The 20951-nt window shown below is 68.1% G+C and carries 17 protein-coding genes and 1 pseudogene; 10 read left to right on the plus strand and 8 right to left on the minus strand.

The genetic code is table 11. From position 1 onward, the window contains the following. Positions 1–59 precede the first annotated feature (59 nt). Positions 60–1049 (minus strand): LysR family transcriptional regulator, encoded by a 990-nt coding sequence (locus tag MRBLAR12_RS02735; protein ID WP_364743754.1) that lies wholly within the window; start codon positions 1047–1049, stop codon positions 60–62. A gap of 131 nt (positions 1050–1180) precedes the next feature. Between MRBLAR12_RS02735 and MRBLAR12_RS02740 the strand changes: the two genes are divergently transcribed. From MRBLAR12_RS02740 to MRBLAR12_RS02785, 10 genes are all read left to right on the plus strand, one after another. Then, a complete protein-coding gene (locus tag MRBLAR12_RS02740; RefSeq protein WP_364743363.1) occupies positions 1181–2059 on the plus strand; it encodes an FAD binding domain-containing protein in 879 nt (292 codons plus the stop codon). Positions 2060–2064: 5 nt separating this feature from the next. Next, positions 2065–2637, plus strand: a complete 573-nt coding sequence (locus MRBLAR12_RS02745; RefSeq protein WP_229992128.1) for a (2Fe-2S)-binding protein — start codon at positions 2065–2067, stop codon at positions 2635–2637. Then, positions 2634–5027 carry an aerobic carbon-monoxide dehydrogenase large subunit gene (locus MRBLAR12_RS02750; RefSeq protein WP_364743366.1) on the plus strand — a complete coding sequence of 798 codons (2394 nt, stop codon included), beginning with the start codon at positions 2634–2636 and terminating at the stop codon, positions 5025–5027. Before MRBLAR12_RS02745 ends, MRBLAR12_RS02750 begins: the two co-directional genes overlap by 4 nt. Further along, the gene (locus MRBLAR12_RS02755) at positions 5027–5980 is read left to right on the plus strand and encodes an XdhC family protein (protein WP_364743369.1); all 954 of its coding nucleotides are present in this window, start codon (positions 5027–5029) and stop codon (positions 5978–5980) included. Before MRBLAR12_RS02750 ends, MRBLAR12_RS02755 begins: the two co-directional genes overlap by 1 nt. Continuing rightward, positions 5964–6695: a nucleotidyltransferase family protein gene (locus MRBLAR12_RS02760; protein ID WP_364743372.1), complete on the plus strand. Its 732-nt coding sequence runs from the start codon at positions 5964–5966 to the stop codon at positions 6693–6695. The genes MRBLAR12_RS02755 and MRBLAR12_RS02760 overlap by 17 nt, the downstream gene beginning before the upstream one ends. Further along, complete coding sequence (locus MRBLAR12_RS02765; protein WP_229992132.1) at positions 6692–7615, plus strand: AAA family ATPase; 924 nt, start codon at positions 6692–6694, stop codon at positions 7613–7615. The genes MRBLAR12_RS02760 and MRBLAR12_RS02765 overlap by 4 nt, the downstream gene beginning before the upstream one ends. After that, positions 7608–8894 (plus strand): vWA domain-containing protein, encoded by a 1287-nt coding sequence (locus MRBLAR12_RS02770; protein WP_364743375.1) that lies wholly within the window; start codon positions 7608–7610, stop codon positions 8892–8894. The genes MRBLAR12_RS02765 and MRBLAR12_RS02770 overlap by 8 nt, the downstream gene beginning before the upstream one ends. Continuing rightward, entirely contained in the window at positions 8884–9597 is a 714-nt protein-coding gene (locus MRBLAR12_RS02775; protein ID WP_364743378.1) for an SRPBCC family protein, read from the plus strand. The genes MRBLAR12_RS02770 and MRBLAR12_RS02775 overlap by 11 nt, the downstream gene beginning before the upstream one ends. Positions 9598–9606: 9 nt before the next feature. Beyond that, positions 9607–10734 (plus strand): XdhC/CoxI family protein, encoded by a 1128-nt coding sequence (locus MRBLAR12_RS02780; RefSeq protein ID WP_364743381.1) that lies wholly within the window; start codon positions 9607–9609, stop codon positions 10732–10734. A gap of 389 nt (positions 10735–11123) precedes the next feature. Beyond that, on the plus strand, positions 11124–14183 hold the full coding sequence (locus MRBLAR12_RS02785; protein ID WP_229992136.1) for a BTAD domain-containing putative transcriptional regulator: 3060 nt from the start codon (positions 11124–11126) through the stop codon (positions 14181–14183). Here the strand turns inward: MRBLAR12_RS02785 and MRBLAR12_RS02790 are convergent. The 7 genes and pseudogenes from MRBLAR12_RS02790 to MRBLAR12_RS02820 all read right to left on the minus strand — a co-directional run bounded on the left by MRBLAR12_RS02790 (position 14107) and on the right by MRBLAR12_RS02820 (position 20938). Beyond that, positions 14107–14637, minus strand: coding sequence for a hypothetical protein (locus MRBLAR12_RS02790; protein WP_364743780.1), 531 nt, complete (start codon positions 14635–14637; stop codon positions 14107–14109). The two genes, MRBLAR12_RS02785 and MRBLAR12_RS02790, sit on opposite strands and share 77 nt — an antisense overlap. Positions 14638–14772: 135 nt before the next feature. Continuing rightward, positions 14773–15177, minus strand: a pseudogene (locus tag MRBLAR12_RS02795) (hypothetical protein); the annotation flags it as partial. Positions 15178–15304: 127 nt separating this feature from the next. Continuing rightward, a complete protein-coding gene (locus MRBLAR12_RS02800) occupies positions 15305–15874 on the minus strand; it encodes a phage tail protein I (protein WP_229992138.1) in 570 nt (189 codons plus the stop codon). A gap of 1 nt (position 15875) precedes the next feature. Continuing rightward, positions 15876–17825 carry a putative baseplate assembly protein gene (locus tag MRBLAR12_RS02805; RefSeq protein ID WP_229992139.1) on the minus strand — a complete coding sequence of 650 codons (1950 nt, stop codon included), beginning with the start codon at positions 17823–17825 and terminating at the stop codon, positions 15876–15878. Next, positions 17825–18238, minus strand: coding sequence for a GPW/gp25 family protein (locus tag MRBLAR12_RS02810; protein WP_229992140.1), 414 nt, complete (start codon positions 18236–18238; stop codon positions 17825–17827). Before MRBLAR12_RS02810 ends, MRBLAR12_RS02805 begins: the two co-directional genes overlap by 1 nt. A gap of 47 nt (positions 18239–18285) precedes the next feature. After that, the gene (locus tag MRBLAR12_RS02815) at positions 18286–20106 is read right to left on the minus strand and encodes a VgrG-related protein (RefSeq protein WP_229992141.1); all 1821 of its coding nucleotides are present in this window, start codon (positions 20104–20106) and stop codon (positions 18286–18288) included. Continuing rightward, the gene (locus tag MRBLAR12_RS02820) at positions 20093–20938 is read right to left on the minus strand and encodes a peptidase M23 (RefSeq protein WP_229992142.1); all 846 of its coding nucleotides are present in this window, start codon (positions 20936–20938) and stop codon (positions 20093–20095) included. The genes MRBLAR12_RS02815 and MRBLAR12_RS02820 overlap by 14 nt, the downstream gene beginning before the upstream one ends. Positions 20939–20951: the final 13 nt, after the last annotated feature.

Below are 20951 nucleotides of genomic sequence, written 5' to 3' on the forward strand. Positions count from 1 at the left end.
ACCCCTCAAGGGGTAGCACCCGCCCGGGCGTTGTGCAACGCGACACAGCGGCAGGCGCCTCAGCTCCAGAGCGCCACGTGGAACTTGGACCCCCGCCTCTCCAGCCCCCGCGAACCGCCGGGAGCGACCATGGCCGCGGTGGCGTCGGCGGTGCCGGCAAACCTTTGCAGGGTCCGCGCCATGGTGGTGGCCCGGCGGCGGTCCAGGGTACTGGCCCACCAAAGTCCGGAGACTGGCGTTCCGGCCACCGGCACGCGGACCAGGGCGCCGCTGCGAATTTCAGCCCGCACAATATGGCCCAGCGCCAGCATGGTTCCCTCGCCCGCCCTGACGGCGGCGAGCGCCTCTGTCTCGCTGCTCAACCGGACGATCTCCGGCGCCACTGCCTGGGACGCCAGCCAGCGGCCCTCCTCGCTGGCCGCCTGGACGCCGGCGGGACCGGCAAACCAGGGCCTGCGCAGCAGTTCAGCCAGCGCTACCGGCCCGTGGAGGGCGGCGAGCGGATGCCCGGCGGCCGCCACAACAATCCGCTGGTACCGCAGGAACGGGGCGGAGTCGATGCCGACGTCGCCAGTACCGTTGGGAAGGCCGCCGTTGCGGACGGCGGGCCGGGCTCCCAAGGCGATGTCATAGACGCGTTCGCGCATCAGCGAGGCAATGTCCTCGGCCTCCTCCACCACCACGTCGACGGAGGCGCCGGGAACCCGGCGGGTGAAAAGGTCCAGCAGGCGCCCGGCCGCGTGTTCGGCAAAGGGCGCCGTCGCCACGATATTCAGGCGTCCGGTCTCGGTCTGGGCATGCGCCACCTCCCACCGGGCCTGATCCGCCAGTCCCACGATGTCCTGGGCGTGTTCGGCGAGGGCCCGGCCGCCGGGAGTCAGCGCAATCCCGCCGTGGGCGCGCACGAAGAGCGGGTCGCCCAGATCCTGCCTGAGTGCGGCAAGCGCCGTCGAAACGGCCGGTTCGCTGACTCCGAGGTGGACTGCTGCGGCGTGAAGAGAGCCCAGCTTGGCCACCAGGGCGAACGTCCGCAACTGTCCCAATGTCATCGCCACGGCTTCATAACCTTTCGCTTATGACGATATTGACAGCCCACTCAGGCCGGGGCAAGACTGACCTCAATCCGGCGCTAAGCAGCCGCTGCACCATGCCGCCGGCCATTCGGAGTGAGGTAGGGACTATGCAGATTCCGGCTCCATTTGACTACGTGCGCGCCACCACCGTGGACAACGCCCTGGAACTTCTCGCCCGGTACGGCCCCGATTCCCGGGTGGTGGCCGGCGGCCACAGCCTCCTGCCGATGATGAAGCTTCGCCTTTCCCGGCCCGAATGGCTGATCGACATCAATGACCTCTACGAGCTGGATTTCATCCTCCGTGACGGCAACAAGCTAAGGGTGGGCGCCATGACGCGCCACACCACCTTGCTGGAGTCGGACGAGGTCGCCGCGCTGTTCCCCATTGTGCGGGACGCCGAATTGGTGATCGCCGACCCCGTGGTGCGCAACCGCGGCACGATCGGCGGCTCCCTCTGCCAGGCCGACCCCGCCGAGGACCTCTCCACCGTTTGTGACGTCCTGGCCGCCGAGGCAGTGATCCGCGGGCCACGCGGCGAGCGCATCCTGTCCATGTCCGAGTTCCACCGCGGACCTTATGAAACCGCGGTCGGACAGGATGAGCTGCTCTGCGAACTCAGGTTCGGCATCCGCCCCCGCTCGGGCAGCGCCTATGAAAAGGTCGAACGCCGGGTCGGCGACTGGGCAGTCGGTGCCGCCGGCGCCGCAGTCACCCTCGCCGCGGACGGGACCGTCGACGACGCCGCCGTCGGACTCACTGCGCTGGGCCTTGACCACCCGCTGGCCGAGGCCGCCGCGGCGCTCCGCGGCAGGCATCCGGACGAGGAGCTGTTCGCCGAGGCCGGCAGGCTGGCAGCGGCGGCCTGCGATCCGGTAGCGGACCAGCGCGGCCCGGTCGACTACAAACGGCATCTCGCCGATGAGCTCACCCGGCGGGTACTGCGGCGGGCCTGTGCCCGCGCCGCCCAGATGCAGGAAGGCTGAAACCGATGCAGATCAGCATGACCGTTAACGGCACCGACGTCACGAGCGAGATTGAACCCCGGGTGCTCCTGGTCCACTACATCCGCGAGGTCCTGGGCCTCACCGGTACGCACTGGGGATGCGACACGAGCAACTGCGGGACGTGTGTGGTCCTGATGGACGGTCAGCCCGTGAAGTCCTGCACCGTCCTGGCCGCCATGGCCGCGGGGCACGACATCCGCACCGTGGAGGGACTGGCCACCGGCGGCACCCTCGACCCCGTCCAGCAGGGCTTCATGGAGGAGCACGGGCTGCAGTGCGGCTTCTGCACCCCGGGGATGATGCTCACGGCCCGCGCGCTCCTTGATAAGAATCCGCACCCGGACGACGCCGAGATCCGGCGGGCCATTTCCGGGCAGATCTGCCGGTGCACGGGCTACGCAACGATCGTCCGCTCGGTGCAGTGGGCCGCCGCCCATCCTGCCGGCACTGGAGTGGAGGACGCAGCGGCCGCCGACGAAGTCCTGGATGGCACGGACACTGCCGTCCCGGATGTCGCCGCAGAGACAGCGAACACAGCCACGGAGGTGAAGGCATGACCGTCATCCATGACCGGCCGTCGAACCCGGCCGCCGGCGACGAGGACCGCCCGATCGGCTACGGCCGGATCCAGCGGAAGGAAGACCCGCGCTTCGTGCGCGGCAAGGGCCACTACCTGGATGACATCGTGCTGCCGGGTATGCTGCACGGGGCCATCCTGCGGGCTCCGGTGGCGCACGCCCGGCTCGTGTCCATCGACACCACCAATGCCCTGGCACACCCGAAAGTCGTTGCAGTCATCACCGGCAAGGACCTCCTGGGCCTGAAGCTCGCATGGGCACCGACGCTCTCCGCGGATGTCCAGGCCGTGCTGGTGACCGACAAAGTCCGGTTCCAGGGCCAGGAAGTCGCGTTCGTCGTGGCAGAGGACCGCTACGCCGCCCGGGACGCCCTGGAGCTGATCGACGTCGAATACGATGTGCTGCCGCCGCTGGTGGACGCCCGCAAGGCGCTCGACCCGGACGCGCCGGTGATCCGCGACGAGATCGAGGGCCGGACGGACAATCGGATCTTCGACTGGGAGATGGGCGACAAAGCCGAAACCGATGCGGTGTTCGCCTCCGCCGATGTGGTGGTCAGCCAGGAGGTGGTGTACCCGCGCGTCCACCCCGCGCCGATGGAGACGTGCGGTGCCGTCGCCGACTTCGACGCCGTCAACGGCAAGCTGACGCTCTACGAGACCACGCAGGCCCCGCACGCGCACCGGACCTTGTTCGCGATCGTCGCCGGCATCCCCGAACACAAGATCAGGATTGTCTCCCCCGATATCGGCGGCGGCTTCGGCAACAAGGTCGGGATCTACCCCGGTTATATCCTCGCCGTCGTCGGCTCGATCGTCTCCGGCCGCCCGGTCAAATGGGTGGAGGACCGTTCGGAGAACCTGATGTCGACCTCGTTCGCCCGGGACTACATCATGCAGGGCGAAATCGCGGCGACCAAGGACGGCAAGATCCTGGCCCTGCGCACCCACGTGCTGGCCGACCACGGCGCGTTCAACGCCACCGCCCAGCCCACCAAGAACCCGGCCGGATTCTTCTCCATCTTCACCGGCAGCTACGACCTGATGGCTGCCCACTGCTCCGTCACTGGCGTCTACACCAACAAGGCGCCCGGCGGCGTCGCCTACGCTTGCTCGTTCCGCGTCACCGAGGCCGTCTATCTGGTGGAGCGGATGGTGGACGTCCTGGCCCGCAAGCTGAACATGGACCCCGCCGAGCTGCGGCTCAAGAACTTCATCAAGCCGGAGCAGTTCCCTTATGCCAACAAGACCGGCTGGGTCTACGACTCGGGCAACTACGAGGCTGCCATGCGGCTCTCGATGCAGCTCGCCGGGTACGAGGACCTCCGCCGCGAACAGGCCGAAAAGCGCGAGCGCGGCGAACTCATGGGCGTCGGGGTGTCCTTCTTCACGGAAGTCGTGGGAGCCGGCCCCCGGAAGCACTTCGACATTGTGGGCCTCGGCATGGCCGACGGCGCCGAGCTGCGCGTGCACCCCACCGGCAAGGCCGTGGTGCGCATCTCGGTGCAGAGCCAGGGCCAGGGCCACGAGACCACGTTCGCCCAGATCGTGGCCGAGGAACTCGGCATCCCGCCGGAGGACATCGAGGTGGTGCACGGGGACACGGACCAGACCCCGTTCGGATTGGGCACGTACGGCAGCCGTTCGACGCCGGTCAGCGGCGGCGCCGTGGCCCTCGTCGCCCGGAAGGTGCGCGAGAAGGCGAAACTGATCGCCGGGGCCATGCTCGAGACCCGCCCCGAGGACCTCGAGTGGGAAAAGGGACGCTGGTTCGTCAAGGGCGACCCGAGCGTCGGCAAGACCATCGCCGAGATCGCCATGGGCGCCCACGGCACCGTTGCCTTGCCCGAGGGAGTGGACGGGAACCTCGACGCCGAGGTGACCTACGACCCGCCGAACCTCACCTTTCCGTTCGGCGCCTACATCTGCGTCGTGGACATCGACCCCGGCACGGGGCAGGTCAAGGTGCGGCGGTTCATCGCGGTGGATGACTGCGGCACCAGGATCAACCCGATGATCATCGAAGGCCAGGTGCACGGCGGACTGACGGACGGTGTCGGCATGGCCCTGATGGAGATCATCGAGTTCGACGAGGCCGGCAACTGCCTCGCCGGGTCCTTCATGGACTACCTGATCCCCACGGCCATGGAGGTGCCGGACTGGGAAACCGGGTTCACCGTCACCCCGTCCCCGCACCACCCGATCGGGGCGAAGGGCATCGGCGAGTCCGCCACAGTCGGCTCCCCGCCGGCGATCGTCAACGCCGTCGTCGACGCCCTGGCGCCGTTCGGCGTCACCCATGTGGACATGCCCTGCACCCCGGCCCGCGTCTGGGCCGCCATGCAGGGCCGGGCCAGGCCGCCGATCTGATGGCCGGCTCCGCAGGATCCCTGGCTGCCAGGGCCGATGAACTCGCCAGCCGCCGCGAGCCGTTCGTCCACGCCACGGTGGTCCGCGCCCAGCGTCCCACGAGCGCCCACGCCGGGGACACGGCCCTGGTGCTGCCCACCGGAGAGATCCAGGGCTTTGTGGGCGGGAACTGTGTGGAGGCATCGGTGCGCGAGTACAGCCTGCAGGTTCTGGCCTCCCAGGAACCGCTCCTGTTGCGGGTGCTGCCCGGGGAACCGTCCCGCACCGCGGAGGAAGGCGCCGTCGAGGTCTCCAACCCCTGCCTCAGCGGCGGGGCGATCGAGATCTTCCTCCAGCCGCGGATTCCGGCGCCCCGGGTCCTGGTGGTGGGCACGACGCCGGTGGCGCAGGCCCTGGCGACGCTCGGCTCCGGCGTCGGCCTCGAAGTCGAACTCACGGATGGCGAATCCGCCGATCCCCGCCGCGATGATGCGGCATTGATCGTCGCCTCCCACGGAAGAGCCGAGGAGGGTGCGCTGGAGGCGGCCCTGCGCGCGGGTGTCCCTTACGTGGCCCTCGTGGCCAGCGAAACCCGCGGCGCCGCCGTCCTGGAATCCCTCGACGTCGACGACGCCCTGCGGCGGCGGGTTTTCACGCCGGCCGGGCTGCAGCTCGGCGCCCGGACCCCCGGGGAGATCGCGCTTTCAATCCTGGCCCAGCTGGTCGGGGAACGGTCCAAGGCGCGGCGCGCTGCCCCGCCCCTCGCGGCGGCCGCTGCGGCCGCGCCCACAGGCATGGAGGCGCCCACGGAGTCAGGGCCGACGAGCGCGGTCGACCCGGTGTGCGGCATGTCCGTCCCAGCCCTCGAGTCGTCGCTGCACCTGGTACACAACGGGATGACCGTCTACTTCTGCTCGCCCGGCTGCCGGGCCGCCTTCCGCAAAGATCCGGAGCGCTATGCCCTCACGACCTGAACCGCTGCTGACAGCCGGGTGCCCCGGACGCCGGTCCGCGGGAATCATCCTGGCCGCGGGTGCCTCCCGGCGCCTGGGCCGGCCCAAACAGCTGCTGCCCTACGGCAGCGGAGTCCTGCTCGATGCCGTCCTGGAAACTGCCCGGGACTGTTCCTTCAGCCAGACGGTGCTGGCCCTGGGCGGCGCGGCGGCCGAGATAGAGCGAACCGTCGACACCAGCGGCTGCGATGTGGTGCTCAACCCGGACTTCGGCGAAGGGTGCGCGTCCTCCATCGCCTCCGCGCTCGCGGCCCTGCATCCGGACACTGACGCCGTGGTCCTGCTGCTCGGCGATCAGCCCGGTGTCCGGGCCGCGAGCGTCCGGGCCGTGCTCGGCGCCCTCGAGCAAACGGGTTCCGCCGCCCCTTCCGCCGCCGCCGCCAGTCCTGGCTCTGCCGGTGCTGGCCGTGCCGGTGCTGGCCGTGCCGGTGCCGGTGCCGGTTCGCCCGGCATCGCGGTGTGCCGCTACGACGACGGCGTGGGCCACCCGCTGGCGTTTGCCCGGCGCCTGCTGCCGGACCTGGCTGCCCTGCACGGGGACAAGGCAGTCTGGAAGCTCCTCGAACAGCGCACGGACGACGTCATCGAGGTCCGCACGCCCGGTCCCGTCCCGCTGGACGTGGACACCGAGGAAGACTACAGGCGCGTCCTTGACAGCCTGCAGGGGGCCGTATGACGACGGCGGCGCGGGCCGGCGCGGAGGAGGACGTGCGGCGCCGGGTCCCGGATGTGGCGTCGCTGATGGCCGCGCTGGACCGCACCAACTACCTGGCCGACGTCGGACTCGCAACGGCCCTGTTCCTGGCCGTCCGCCTGCCGCAGCCCATCCTGCTCGAAGGCGAGGCGGGAGTCGGGAAAACGGAGGCCGCGAAGGCGTTGGCCGAACTCCTCGACACGCCGCTGTACCGGCTGCAATGCTACGAGGGGATCGACGCCGGCGAGGCCCTGTACGAATGGAACCATCAACGCCAGCTCCTCGGCATCCGGCTGGCCGAAGTCCGCGACACCGAGGTCACGGAAACGGACCTCTTCGCCCCCCAGTACCTTTTGCGGCGGCCGCTGCTGCAGGCGCTGGAACATCCCGGCCCGCGGCCCGCCGTGCTGCTTCTGGACGAGATCGACCGCGCCGACGCCGAATTCGAGGCCTTCACGTTTGAACTGCTGGCGGAATCCGCCGTCACCATCCCGGAGCTCGGCACAATCCGCGCCACCCATCCCCCCATCGTGATCCTCACTTCCAACCGGACGCGGGACCTTCATGACGCCTTGACCCGCCGCTGCCTGTACCACTGGATCGACTACCCCGGACCGGCCCGGATCGCCGAGATCGTGCGCCGCCGGGTTCCCGCCAGCAGCGGCCCGTTGGCGCTCCAGGCAGCGGCCGTCATAACCCGGCTGCGGATGCTGGACCTCGCCAAACCCCCGGGGATATCCGAGGCAATCGACTGGGTCTCGGCCCTGGCCGTGCTCGGCGTGGAACGGATCGACCCCGGAATCACCGAGCAAACGTGGGGCTCAATCGTCAAGAACCGCGATGACCTTGAACTCGTCGGCTCCCGCGGCGCGGCCTGGCTTGTGGACGGCACCGATGGCTGAGGACAACAACCCCACCCCCGCACCGCCGCCACGGGTCGAGGCAGCAGCCTTGTCCGCCGCGTTCGTTACGGCAATCCGGAGGGCCGGTCTTGCCACGTCGCCGGACCGGGCGGCACGGCTGGCCGAGGCGCTCCACCTGATCCCACCGACCCAGCTTGAGCAGCTCTACTGGACCTGCCGCGTGGTGCTCGTATCCGCGCGCGAACAGGTGCCCCTGTTTGATGCCGTCTTCGCAGCCGTGTTCCGCCCGAATGCCGGCACCGCACAACCGGGCCGGGCGGCCCGCCCGGCAGTGCCGGCACCGCCCGCAGCGGAGCCGCGGACCAGGCCCGCGTCAGCAGGCACCCGGGAGGCGGGCACGGCCGCCGGCAAGGACCAGGATCCGCGCGTGGCCTCCCCCGGCCGGGACAGCTCCGCGGAGGACCGCCGCGCCGACAGGGAGGCCGTCCTTGCCATGGTTTCCGCGGACGAACACCTCCATGAGACCTCCTTTGCCGAGCTTTCTGCCGATGAAGTACACGAGGTGCGGCGGCTGGCCGCGGCGCTGCAGCTGGCGACACCGCCGCGCCTGAGCCGCCGCACGCGCACGTCGGCACACAGCACAGCGAGCCTGGACGTCCGGGCGACAGTGCGTGCTGCCCGTCGCTCCGGTACAGACGCTCCACTGTTGCTCTATGCCCGCCGCCGTGAGCAGCGCCGCAAACTGGTGCTGCTGTGCGATGTTTCCGGATCGATGGAACCGTACGCCCGCGTCTTTGTATCCCTGCTGCAGGGTGCTGTGACCGGGGCCGGGGCCGAAGCTTTTGTCTTCTCCACGAGGCTGACCAGGCTTACGCGGCAACTGGCCCTGCGCGATCCGGACCAGGCCCTGGCCCGCGCCGCCGTCTCCGCGCCCGACTGGGCCAGCGGAACCCGGATCGCCGAGTGCCTCCGGCGTTTCGTCGACGAGCACGGCCGCCGCGGACTGGCGCGCGGCGCCGTGGTGGTGGTGTTTTCGGACGGCTGGGCCTACGAGGATCCGGAACAGGTCGCGGCGCAGATGGCCCGCCTGCGCCGGCTTGCCCACAGGATCATCTGGGTAAATCCGCGCAAGGCGGCGCCCCAGTACCAGCCCCTCGTCGGCGGGATGGCAGCAGCTCTGCCCTACTGCGACGCATTCGTCAGCGGCCACAGCTACCGGGCTTTGGCAGAGCTGGCGGCCGCAATTCGGGGTAACGCCCCGCAACCAGGCCACCGGCACGGACAAGCGAAAGGCAAGGAACCAGCTCATGCAAATTAACAGCACGTTCTCGGTGGTCGCACCGATAAGCCAGGTGTGGGACACACTGATGGACTTTGAAAGGGTGGCCGGTTGCCTTCCCGGGGCCAAGATCCTGAACAAGCTCTCGGATGAGGCGTATCAGGTGGGCATGACGGTAAAGCTCGGCCCGGTGACGATGCAATACAAGGGCCTGCTGAACGTCATTGAAAGAAACGCCTCGGCACGCCGCGCCGTCCTTGGCGGCAAAGCCCAGGAGACCCGCGGACAGGGCACCGCCGAGGCCACCGTCACCCTCACGCTGGCCGAAGACGGCTCGGCCACACGGGGGTCCGTCAGCGCAGATCTCGCGCTGTCCGGCAAGGCCGCGGCCATGGGCAAAGGCGTAATCGGGAGCGTCACGGAGCAGATGATGACCCTCTTCGCGAACAACCTGCAGGCCATGCTCGCAGAGGGCCTACCGCCGGTCCCCGAAGCACCCGCGGAGCCGGTCCCGGCGTCGGCCGCACCCGAGCCTGCCCCGGCCGCTGTCCCGGTACCAGTCCCGGCGTCGGCCGCGCCGGGCGGCAGCCTGGATGCGCTGAGCCTGGCCAGGGGAATGGCGGCGGAGCAGCTGTCCAGCCCGGTGAAAGTCCTCGGCGTTGTCGCGGTCGTGGCGTGCGTCGCCTACTGGGCCGGCCGGCGTTCAGCGTTCCGGCTGCTCCGGCTCTGCGGCAGGCTCTGAGGAGCGGCGATGCGCGATGTCCTGGCGGCCATGTTGCCCGACTGGCGAAGGGGTGCCACAGCAGGCTTGGCCACCGTCGTGAGCACTTTCAAATCGGCGCCACGGCTCCCCGGGGCCGCCATGCTGGTGACGGCCGACGGCCAGGCCGTGGGCTCCGTCTCCGGCGGCTGCGTGGAGGGTGCCGTGTACGAACTGGCCACCCAGGTCAAGGACGACGGCGAGCCGGCCCTGGTGCGCTACGGGATCAGCGACGACGACGCCTACGCCGTGGGCCTGACCTGCGGTGGCATCATCGACATTTTTGTTGAACCTGTCTCCCAGCGCCGCTTTGCCGAGCTCGACGCCGTCGCGCAGGACATTACCGCCGGGCGCCGCGTGGGGGTCGCCACGGTCATCGAACACCCGGATGCCGACCGCGTGGGGCGGCACCTGATCGTCAGGCCAGAAGGATGGGAAGGCGACTTGGGCTCTGACCGGACCAACCGCGCCGTCGGCGACGACACCCAGGGCCTTCTCGCCGCCGGCCGGACGGGCATCCTGAACTACGGGGTTGACGGCGAGCGGCTCGACACCGGCATGCGCGTCTTCTTCGCCAGCTACGCGCCGCCGCCACGCATGATCGTCTTCGGCGCCATTGACTTCGCCGCGGCGCTGGCCCGGCTGGGCGCTTTCCTGGGGTACCGGGTAACCGTCTGTGATGCGCGGTCCGTTTTCGCCACGCCAGCGAGGTTCCCCGACGCCGCCGAGGTGGTCAACGCGTGGCCACACCGGTATTTGAGCGACCAGTTCGCCCAAGGACTGCTGGATTCCCGGGCCGTGCTGTGCGTCCTGACCCACGATCCGAAGTTCGATATCCCTGTCCTGGTGGTGGCCCTGCGCGGCAGCCCCGTCGCGTTTATCGGCGCTATGGGATCCAGGCGCACGCACGAGGACAGGATGGCACGGCTGCGCGAGACAGGACTGAGCGAGGCAGAATTGTCCAGGCTCCACAGTCCCGTGGGCCTTGATCTCGGCGCCCGCACGCCGGAGGAAACGGCCGTGTCCATCGCTGCAGAGTTCATCGCCCGGCAGTGGAGCGGCAGCGGGGAGCCTTTGCGGGAACTCGGCGAACGGATCCATCACGACGAGCAGTTGTGAGCGTGCCGCCATGAACAGCCGGCCATGATTGCGGACGACGCCCTGCGCTGAACGATGGCTGCGCTGCTGCTGGCGGCAACGCTGTACACGGCGTTCCGTGCCATTCGACAGTCGCCACCGGCCACCCGGGTGGGTTTGGCCTCCACGTCGCGATGATGACGGCTATGACGCTATGCTCGCCCCCCGGATTCCAGTGGCCGCGGCCCTCGCTGCGTAATTAGAAGAACCCGCAGATTCACTCATGCACGTCGACCCCCGGGACTCGTCAGCAGCCCGGATGGACTGTCGATTTGTCGGGGAAAGCCGCCGGATGCTCGATTCGATGGACGCATGAGCCCTAGACTATAAGACACGCTGGGACGCAATCCTTCCGGGGGAAGCAGGACGGTATGGCAGCCACACAGCATGGATATTGCCTGAAGGGCCCGGACGTCAAAGGCCTTCTGCGCCCCCGCCTGATCCCGTGCATTGAGGGCGCCACAAGCGCACGGCTTGGACTCGTGATCGCTCCTCCCGGAACGGGCAAAACGACTCTCCTGGCGCAATGGGCGGCGCATCGCTCCTCCACGGTGGCATGGTTCCGGCCGAGTCCGCGTGACGCGAAGCCGGGCCGGATGCTCACCCGATTCGCCGCCGCGCTCGCCATGGCTGCAGACGAGGAATCCCCCCGGTCCTTCGCCGAGTTGGAGCTCTTGGCCGGCCGGCTTGAAAAGCCGCTCGTCTTCGTCGTCGATGACCTGCATGCGCTGGCGCATACTTCCGCGGAGTCGGAACTTGAGCGGCTACTCGCACTGAACTCACCACAGGTTCATTTCCTCGTGGGCAGCCGCCGCCCGCCACCGTTCAATCTGGCCAGGTCCGAGCTCCCCGCTGCCGTGACGGTTTCCGGTGATGACTTGCGCTTTCGCGCCAATGAAGTGGACCAACTTTTCCGGAATATGTACAAACAGCCCCTGAGTTCGGCGGGGACGCTGAACCTGGTGCAGAGGACCGATGGCTGGGCCGCTGCGTTGCACCTCTTTCACCTGGCAACCAAGAACCGTTCCGAAGTCGAACGAAGGCGAGCGGCCGAGTCCCTCGGCCCGGCGCCGCAGTACGTCACGAGCTACCTGACACACCATTTCCTTGCCGGGGTGTCGGAGGACATGGAACTGCTGCTTCGCCAGACTTGCCTGTTCGACGTACTCACTCCGTCCCGCTGCGACGCGCTCCTTGAACGCCGTGACAGCCGGCAACTGCTGCGGCGCCTGGAGCAGCTCGGTGTCATCTCGAGCGAGGACGGCGGTGCAAAGGTGCGGGCCCCCGAGGTGCTTCGTCAATACTTCGTTGCAGCGTTGATCGAGTCAGAGCACAGCTTGCCGCAAAGTACGCGTGAGCGCACAGCGAAAATCCTGGAACAGGAGGGCGACGTCGGCGCGGCACTGCGGGTGCTGGCAGAAGGCCAGGACTGGGCCAAGGTGGGGAGCCTTCTGCACAGGGCGCGAAGCACCGCTGTACAGCCTGGCACTTGCGAATGGGCAGCCCTGGTTCCACGGCCTGCCGTGCGAGATGATGCCGCGTTTGCGGTGGCCACGTCACGGCGGCTCGTCGACGACGGCTGCATGGCGGCCGCCTACAGAACCGCCGCGCAGGTCCCTGCGTTGACCAGCGTTCCCGAGTGGCTTGCGCTGGCCCGGAAGCTTCAGCTGATGGCCGCATCGTGGGCCGGAGGCGCGCCCACCACGGGCCCCGGCCCGGCGCGCGGCTTGCGGGACGCGACTCGAGGGAATCCTGGCGGCGTGGCCCGATCGATGGGCGACGCCCGCCGGCCCCAGGAATTTCTTGCCAAGGGGCTGGCCTGCCTTCTGGCCGGTGATCAATGCTCTGCCCTTCCACCGCTGCGGCGGTGTGCCGGACTGCTCGACGACGAACCGGTGGCCGCACTTGCTGCCCAGCTTGCGCTGGCAGTTTTTGGGCCGGAATCCACTGATGCGGACCTTAGCGGCCCTGCCGCCGAGCTGGACGCCGTCCAGCGGCAGGCCCAACGCCGCGGTTTCACCTGGCTTGCCCGCGTCGCGCAGGGTGTCCAAGCCGGTCTGCCGGGATCCTCAAGTTCTCAGGACGCCGTCCGGTCGATCATTGACAGCTGTGAGCAGAGGGGTGACGAGTGGGGTGCGGCATTGGTGGCCGCTTCTGCAGCCCTGATGCAGTGGCGGGCGGGACGCCCGGATACCCGGGCGTTCGACGCGCTGGCCGGGCGTTTCCGAGGTCTCGATGCTGGGGCCCTGGAAGCCTGGGCGCAGTCGGCGCAGGCCCTCGTTAGTGCCACGATGGATCTGCCGGGAGCCGCCGAGGAGTCGCGTTCCGCGGAGGCATTTGCCCGGGCGGCGGGTGTTCCCGGCGCGCTGGCGGTCGCTTACGCGGCCGTGGCGGCGCAGTGGCCGGAGCACTACGACGAACTGATGAATGTGGCACGCGAGACCGGCAGGTCGGCCGGATTGGTGTGCCGCCCGTGGACGTGGATGTTGCCTGCGCCGCCGGCGCTCGCGGCGCGGTTCGCCCTGCCCAATCCGGGGCCGGCGGCCGGCCGTGCGGAACTCGCGGACCGGGACGTCGGCGTTCCTGCAGTTGAGGTAGCGGACTGCTCAGCCCTGCCGGCCCTGCAGATAGGTTGTTTCGGCGGATTTGCGCTCCTCAGTGACGGAGTTGGCGTGAACTTGTCCAGGGTGCGGCCCCAGGCACGGACGGTGCTCCGGATTCTTTCTCTGAACGCCGGCCGCCCGGTTCACCGCGAACGGCTTGCGGGCATCCTGTGGGCAGACTTGGACACTGCCGCGGCACAGCATGCGTTACAGGTGAGTGTGTCCAGTTTGCGGGGTGCACTCCAGCCTGAGGGACAAGCCGAGGCCCAGCACCTCCTCATTCGGCAGGGCGAGGCCTACGCCTTGGTGCTCGGTAAAGGATCGGTGTTCGACCTCGCGGACTTCGACCGGACAATCCATGATGCATCGCTGGCACGGTCAGCGGGAGACAACGCTGCCGCCGCTGAAGGGCTCCGCCGTGCCGTCCAGCTGTACACCGGTGAGGTGCTCCCGGAAGATGGCCCCGCGGAGTGGGTGAGCGCCACCCGCGAACGGTACCGCCTGCGGGCCGCCGAGGCTGCGGCGTCGCTGGCGGGCTTGGAGCTCCATCTGGGCAACCCGGCCGATGCCGCCGCGGCCGCCACCCGGAGTGTTGAAATCGATCCGTGGCGGGACGAATCATGGCGGACCCTGGTCGAGACCTTCCGGCGCCTCGGGGATCCGGCTGCGGCGGAACGCGCGCAACGGCGATACGACCTCATTTTGAATTCTCTGGGCGTGCCGGCGGAATCTGCACGTACCAGCACAGAAGTCACCGCCGGCCGAAGAACTGGACTTCCTCGACGGACACGGGTCCGTCCGTCGGACCTGCCGAATCCAGGATCCTAAGCATCACGGTCGAGGTCTGGTCCGCCCCAAAGTAAAAGTTCTTGGGACCTGACTCGCAGCCGCTGAGGTCAACAGTGAGGGACGCTCGAGCTCCATCGCCGCGAACGGCGACGATCTCGGCCTTGACCGGCTTCTGTTCCTTGCCGGGGTCCTGATCCACACCGGACGCAGCACAGAAAATGACTACGTACGTCAAGCGAAACGGGGGGCCGAAACCGGCCTTGAGGTAGTCGACGCCGGCCTGCGCGGGGCCCCTCGACGCCCACGAGCGTTCAGAGCCGTCGAAGGCCAGGTCCGCACCGCGTCCCGGTTTGGAGCTCGACGCATCTTTATCCTGGACAGTAATTTTTTCCTCCGAGATTTCGTCCACCACGCGCGTCATGGCTGCGGCAATCACGCCCCGGCCAAGGTAGGCGACGCCGCAAAATAGTCCCAACACCGTGAGGAGGGACACGGCACCCACGGGGAAGCGGCGCTGTATCCGCCATCTGGGCCGGGTTCCTGCTGGCAGCGCGGGAGGCTTCGTGCGGCCCAGGATCTGCTGCCACCACGGCGGAAGGGGCGGTGCAGGCGCTGTTTCCTCGAGACCGGCCCCGCATTGTCGGCAGAAGTGCACGTCCGGCTTGTTGCCCGCCCCGCACCGGCGGCAGATGAGGCCGCCCGGAAACTGCGGAGGTTCGTCGTGCGGTGCCTGTGGTGTGGCCTTGTATGGAGCGTGGTCTCCCTCCTTTCCGGGTTGGCGCTCTTGCAGTCCGGCGCCATGTGTCGCGGCATCCCCTGTCGCCGTGCCGCCGATGCTCTCGGGAGCACCCACACGGGCGTTGCCCGCCACGTGCGCCCCCGACTTCGCTCCGCCGGACGGGACGGAGTTCCGCAGGTCCCTGGACGCAGTAACCGGTGATGCAGCGTGCCGGGTGTCCGACGGTCCGGGAACTATCGGAAGCTGTGCCGTCGTCACGTCTGGATCCAGGTTTGTGCTCGAGCCTGTCGGCATCGGGCGTCGTTCCTCCGCCTCGGCGGGCGTCCGCTGCCAGACAAGGTAGGCTCCGCAATTGCTGCAGAATCGCTCGCCGTCATTGTTGCGGGCGCTGCAGTCTCCACAGATCAGCACCGCGGGCTCCTCAGGAATCGTCAGCGTAGGGGGCAACTGCGGGCACTATCTCCAGGGTATGGGGAACATGCGCCGGTTTCACGGCATTGACAATGCCCTCCAGTCGCCGGATATTCACGTCCTCCCGGGCAGCAGCGTAGACCCGTATGTGCAGCATCGCGGCGGGCCTGCCCGGCAATTCCGTGCCCGGCGTCGAGGACCAGGTGGTGCCACCGCTGTCTTCAACTTCGACGTCCACCACACCTCCGACGGCGAGCCTGACAGCGTCGGCGACCCCCGGGACGGTGCCTCGGCGGCGGTGGATCGCTGCGGCGTGCGCCACAACGTCGCGGCGCCGTGCCGTGGACCATGACTCGTCCAGGCGTACGCCCACCCAGTCGGCCAGCCAATTCAGGAAGTCTTCAGGGGCCAAGCTGGGATTGAGGTAGGAGTCGAGGCCGTCCAGCGTCGTGAATACCGGGGCCAGGGCGTCGTCGAAGGCGAGCAGGAACCGTTGGAGGAAGGCGTCTTCCTGCAGCACGGCCGGCAGCCCGGCGGCCAGCGGCACCGCGCTGGGCAGACCCTCTACCATGCCCCGCATCTCAGACCCCTTCCGTCACCCGAACACGATGGTCAAAGGAGAACACCAACGCATTCCGTTCCAGTTCAACGCGTTGCTGTGGCTCACCACGCTGGCCCGTGATGGGGTCGGCCGCGAACACCAGCACTTCGTCGACGATTTCGGTTCCGGCCAGCCGTTGAAGCACCGCATGGACTTCGCCTGCCTGCACGGGACGGCCGAACGGCCATCCTTCTCCGTCCGGACCGCCCCGGATTGGATCAAAATACTCGTAGAGCGCCCGGAGCGCGTTGCGCTTCAGCGCCTCGCGCGACACTCTGGGCCGCGTTGTGAGTTGGGCGACGACGGTCACCCCACGGTAGTAGGGCGGTTCTACCACGACCCTTGTGCCCACCGGACGGCGTGCGTCCAGATACGATGCGACCACAGAGAGCGTCTCTTCGTCCGGCACCAAATCCTCGAATGTCAGCCTCTGATCTTTGTCCGGGACAGCCGCCGGAACCACCAGCACCCTGACTCCGCCAGCCTCGTCAGGACCGTTGGCCGGGATGCACCGGACCCTGGCAATGTCCGGGGCGGCGCGCTTCGCCAGTTGCTCGTAGTCTTCGGCTGTGATGGCCCGGTCGCGGGTCCGCAATGCAAGGGCCCCACGGAGCTTGGCCTGTTCGATGGTTTCCGGAGCCACTCCGCCGTGGGCGGCACGGCGGTTCTCGACGCTGTTGACAAAGGGAATGCTGGACCGAAGCACTGACAGTGCCCGGGCAGCAACGTTACCCGTGGGTCCCCCGCCCGTGCGGTACAGCGGAACCCTTACGGGGCTACCGGCAGGCGGGACGGCACCGTAATGGCGCAGCGAGCCGTCGGGCTCGCGCACAGCAGGGGGGAAATGGACGAGGCCGGCCGTGCGGTCGAAGGCAACGACCCGGTCCTCAGGACCGCATCCTGCGAACGAGTCCACCTCGGTCCAGGTATCCCAGCCGGAACCGGAGGCGATCTCCACCACGAACGGCTCGCCGCCGGGAACTACGGGGTGACGCCCCAATTCAAACGACTGTCCCGGAACACCTTCGGACATCCCGATAACCTCACCGGCAATCGTCTCTGCATGGACGCCCGGAACAGACCCGCCGATAGTGAAAGCGTTCACGAAACGCACAGTGGGGGAAGCGCTGTAGGGCGGGTAGCCGTCCTTCGGGTCCACCACGCGGCATCGCAGCCAGCCCGCTCGGACTCCCCCCATCAGTGAGGCCGTGTGCGTGTGTGGCACATGGATGATCACGTCGCCGGGCCGGTTGAGCCCGCCGGTCCCGTCGCTGTCCAGCTCGCATGATGCCCAGTCGGCGCCATCCCAGGCCTCCCAGACAAGCGGCGGGTTGCGGGGGTTTACGCCCACACCCCGGACCTCGCACGCGAACCGCAGGGCCACCGCACAGGAAGGCGCCTGATCGTTCAAGCCGAGTAGCAGCACGTCCCCCGGCAGCGGTGGCGTACCGAAGCAGGCGAAGTCCCCGTCCCCGTGCAAAGCCTCGGAATGGGGCACAGGAACTCCCCCGCGGCCCTGCGTCATGACGTGGCCCAGCCGTCTGGGCGGCACGGTCAGGTCCCTTGTCGTCGTGAAGACCACCGCCTCGTCCTCTTCGGTGCGCCGGGTCGACACCTCTGTTCCCTGCGGAATGACGACAGTGTCCGGCTGCGGTGCTGACAACCACATCAGGAGCTCAACGGAGGCGGCGGTCGGCGGATGCAGCGTGACACCGAGCAGTTCCAGAAATGCGATGTAGAGGCGGTCAGGTACGCGGTTGAGCCGGTAGAAGAGTTGATCCACCATAAACGCGAATGTTTCGATCAGGGTGACGCCGGGATCGGAGACATTGTGGTCGGTCCACTCCGGACAATACTGCGCGACCATGCGTTTGGCGTCATCCACAAGGTCCTGGAACCGGCGGTCATCAAGGTTGGGTGACGGGAGCATTAGGAAGCAGCCTCCTGACCGGTGCGCGGAATGACGTAGAAGGGAAAGACAAGGTTCCGGGGGTCGTTGGTTCCCCGGACGGTGTACTGCACATCGATCAGCAGCACTCCGTCGTCGGCCCCGTCAAAATGGACCAGCACCTTCTCGACGTCGATCCTGGGTTCCCAGCGGTCCAGCGCCACCCGGATCGCGTAGGCGATGTCGCCGGCTGTTGCCGCGTCTGCCGGTGCAAAAACATAATCATGGATCGCGCAGCCGAATTCCGGGCGCATCGGCCGCTCGCCCGGAGAGGTCGCCAGGATGAGGTGGATGCTCTCCTCGATCTCGCGCTGGTCATGAACGAGCGCGATGCTGCCGGTCCGGTCGGTGCGCAGCGGGAAGGCCCAGCCGGCACCAATGAATTCCTGTCCCACCTTGCTGCCTCCTATTCCCCCAGCGGACTTGTCTGTTGCGTTGGGGTTCAGTTGATGCGGACCAGGCCGCCCTTGACCGTGGTCGTGGCACCGCCGGACAGCTCGGCCGTCGCGTCGCCAGCCACCTTGACGCTCGGGGCCTTCACTTCGGCCGACCCGCTGCCCGTGATCTTCACCGACGCTCCCTTCAGGTCCAGGCCCGAAGTCGCTTCCACGGTCACGTTCTTGCCCTTGATGACCACATCTCCCGTGGACGTAGTGACCGAGACATCCTTCCTGGCCGTGATGGTCACGGGGCCCTCGGACAGGATTTGGATCCCAGCGTCAGGTTTCTGCACGAGCGAGACCTTTTGCTTGCCGCCGTTGGTGCTCACGGTGAGCTGTTCGCCGTCGGGCGATTCCAGGAACTCCACCAGCATCCCCGTGCGGGAGACAAATGCGCGCCGTTGGACGGCGCCGTCAGTGGAACCCACATGGTCCGCCCAAGGTTTGTCCGGCTTGTCCTTGCCATTGAACAGGCCACCCAGGACAAACGGCTGCTGGAAGCTCCCGTGGCCGAAGGCAACAAGGACCTCGTCGCCGACCTCAGGGAGGACGACGGCGCCGCGCGAGGCGCCGGCCCCCGCCTGGACGGTGCGCGCCCACCAACTCTCGTAGGTGTCGGAGAGGACCGGAAACTTCACCTTGACCCGGCCTTGGTTCTCCGGGTCCTTCGCGGCGGTCACCACGGCGTTGACGACGCCGGGAACTGCAGCCCTGCCGTTCCCACCGGCCGCGACTCCGTAGAGGGAACGCTCGGACTCATGGCTCACGGCGAACGTCGTGAGGTATCCGGTGTCGGGGCTGAAATCGTGCCGGGAGGAGCTCAGCGTGTAGCTCCCGTCGAAGGGCTTCCCGGCCCCATTCAGGGTGACTGCAGCACCGGCCCGCAGCTGGGGGTTTCCGCGGGCCACACCTTCCAGTTCAGCGAACGCGCCGCTCAGTCGGGAGGCGAGGGCCGCTGCGGTGGCGTCGCACTGTGCCGCCTGCTCGAACGCTGTAGCCGGAGCCACGTACCGCGGGCTATCGAACTTCTTGGCGAGGGCAACCGGGGTCACCTCGGGGAGCTTGGCGCTGCGGGTCGTTGCCGGGGCGACGGAAACGATGGCCCGTTTCGCAGCAACGTCCCAGCCCCTGACCTCCACATCGGGGACCTGGTCGGCGGAGGTGACCGTGCCCCGCAGGGACACAAGGTTCACTCCCCGTTGGAGCACCAGGGGCTCGTTCCTCGCCCCGCCGGCATCCGGCGGGGCTGTTGCCGCATCCGTCGACGCGGTGAAGTGCATCGCGCCGCCGGACACGGAAAGGACCACACCAGACTCGACGGCCAGCCTGTGCAGGAAGTCCCAGTCGCTGATGCCGTCCTGTGCCACATGCTGCAGCACGGGGCCTTTGGCGTCGATCGTGCCCGCCTTGATTCCGGCGCGCTGGGCCACCTTGCGGACGATGTCCGCGGCGGTGCTCTGCAGGTAGGCCTCAACGCGGCGTCCCCGGAACAGCCGGTGGGAATGGTCCAGGCCTCGGACGATTGTGTACAGGCCGTCGTGGTCCATTTCCGTTTCGAGGGCAGTGACCTCACCGGAGAGCAGGGGCACCGGGCCTCCGGGGCCGCTTTGTTGGACGAGCAGCTTGACGGGCGCCCCGATGCTGATCCCTGCCTTGTCCAGCACTGTGGAGTACTCATCACTGAAGCGGAGCAGGAACAGGTCCGGAACGTTACTGCTGTCGTCGACGTAGCCCGAAACCAGACGTGCGGCAATATCCGGGGGAAGCGGCTGCCCGGCGACTTCCACCAGCAGCATGTTGCTGAATTCTTCACCGTGCGCCACGGATCACCTCCCGTCCCTCGGCCGGGCCATCCCGCAGTGCCACGGACGGCAGCTCATTCACGGCGGGCAGCAGCACAGAGGTGCCGGACCGCAGCCGCATCGGATCATCAATGCGGTTGGCTGCCGCAACCGCCCGCCATAGAGATGCGTTTCCGTATTCGTTGTAGGCGATGCCGGCGAGAGTCTCACCCTCAATCAGGACATGCACTCGTCGCGGCACCAGGCCGCCGGACGTCGGGTTCTGCTTTGGCGGATCACCCGCTATCTCTTCAAGCGCCACGGTGCAAGTGGCGCGCACGGGAACCCCTGCAGCCGTGAAGAGGGTGTATTTGACTTGCACGCTGGCGATATAGGACAGCGACCCCGTCAGCTGCCCCCAGCGGAACAGCACCCACGGCGGTGACCCCTTGTTCTGCTTCAGGGACGCCGGGGTGGGAGTGCAGCAGGAAAACAACTTTTCCACCCGCTTGACCACGGCGTCGTCCTGCTTCGCGGACGCGTCAAAAAACATCTCCAAGGAGAGCTTGGAGGGCATCGGCCCGTTGTACTGCGGCGGCCCCGCTTTCTTGTTGCCCTTGGCGGTCTGCCGGGTCCAGGAGGCCGCCTTGCCCAGCGTCAGCTCCTTCGGGTTGAACTGAAATTCAATCCTCCCCAGCTGGGGTCCGGCCTTGTCCAGCGAGCCGTCCTTTGACGGTTCGAACAGTTCCAGGTACGCGTGGGAGAGCTTTAGTGCCGCCTCTCCGCCGGCGCCTGCAGGGCCGCCTGCGCTGGCAACGGCTGCAGGAGCGGCAGCGGTACTTGGCGCCCTGCCCGCTACCGCACTCGTGGTCATGTCTGGCTCCTTC

The sequence above is a fragment of the Arthrobacter sp. LAR12-1-1.1 genome (assembly GCF_040676555.1).
In the GTDB taxonomy this organism is placed as follows: domain Bacteria; phylum Actinomycetota; class Actinomycetes; order Actinomycetales; family Micrococcaceae; genus Arthrobacter.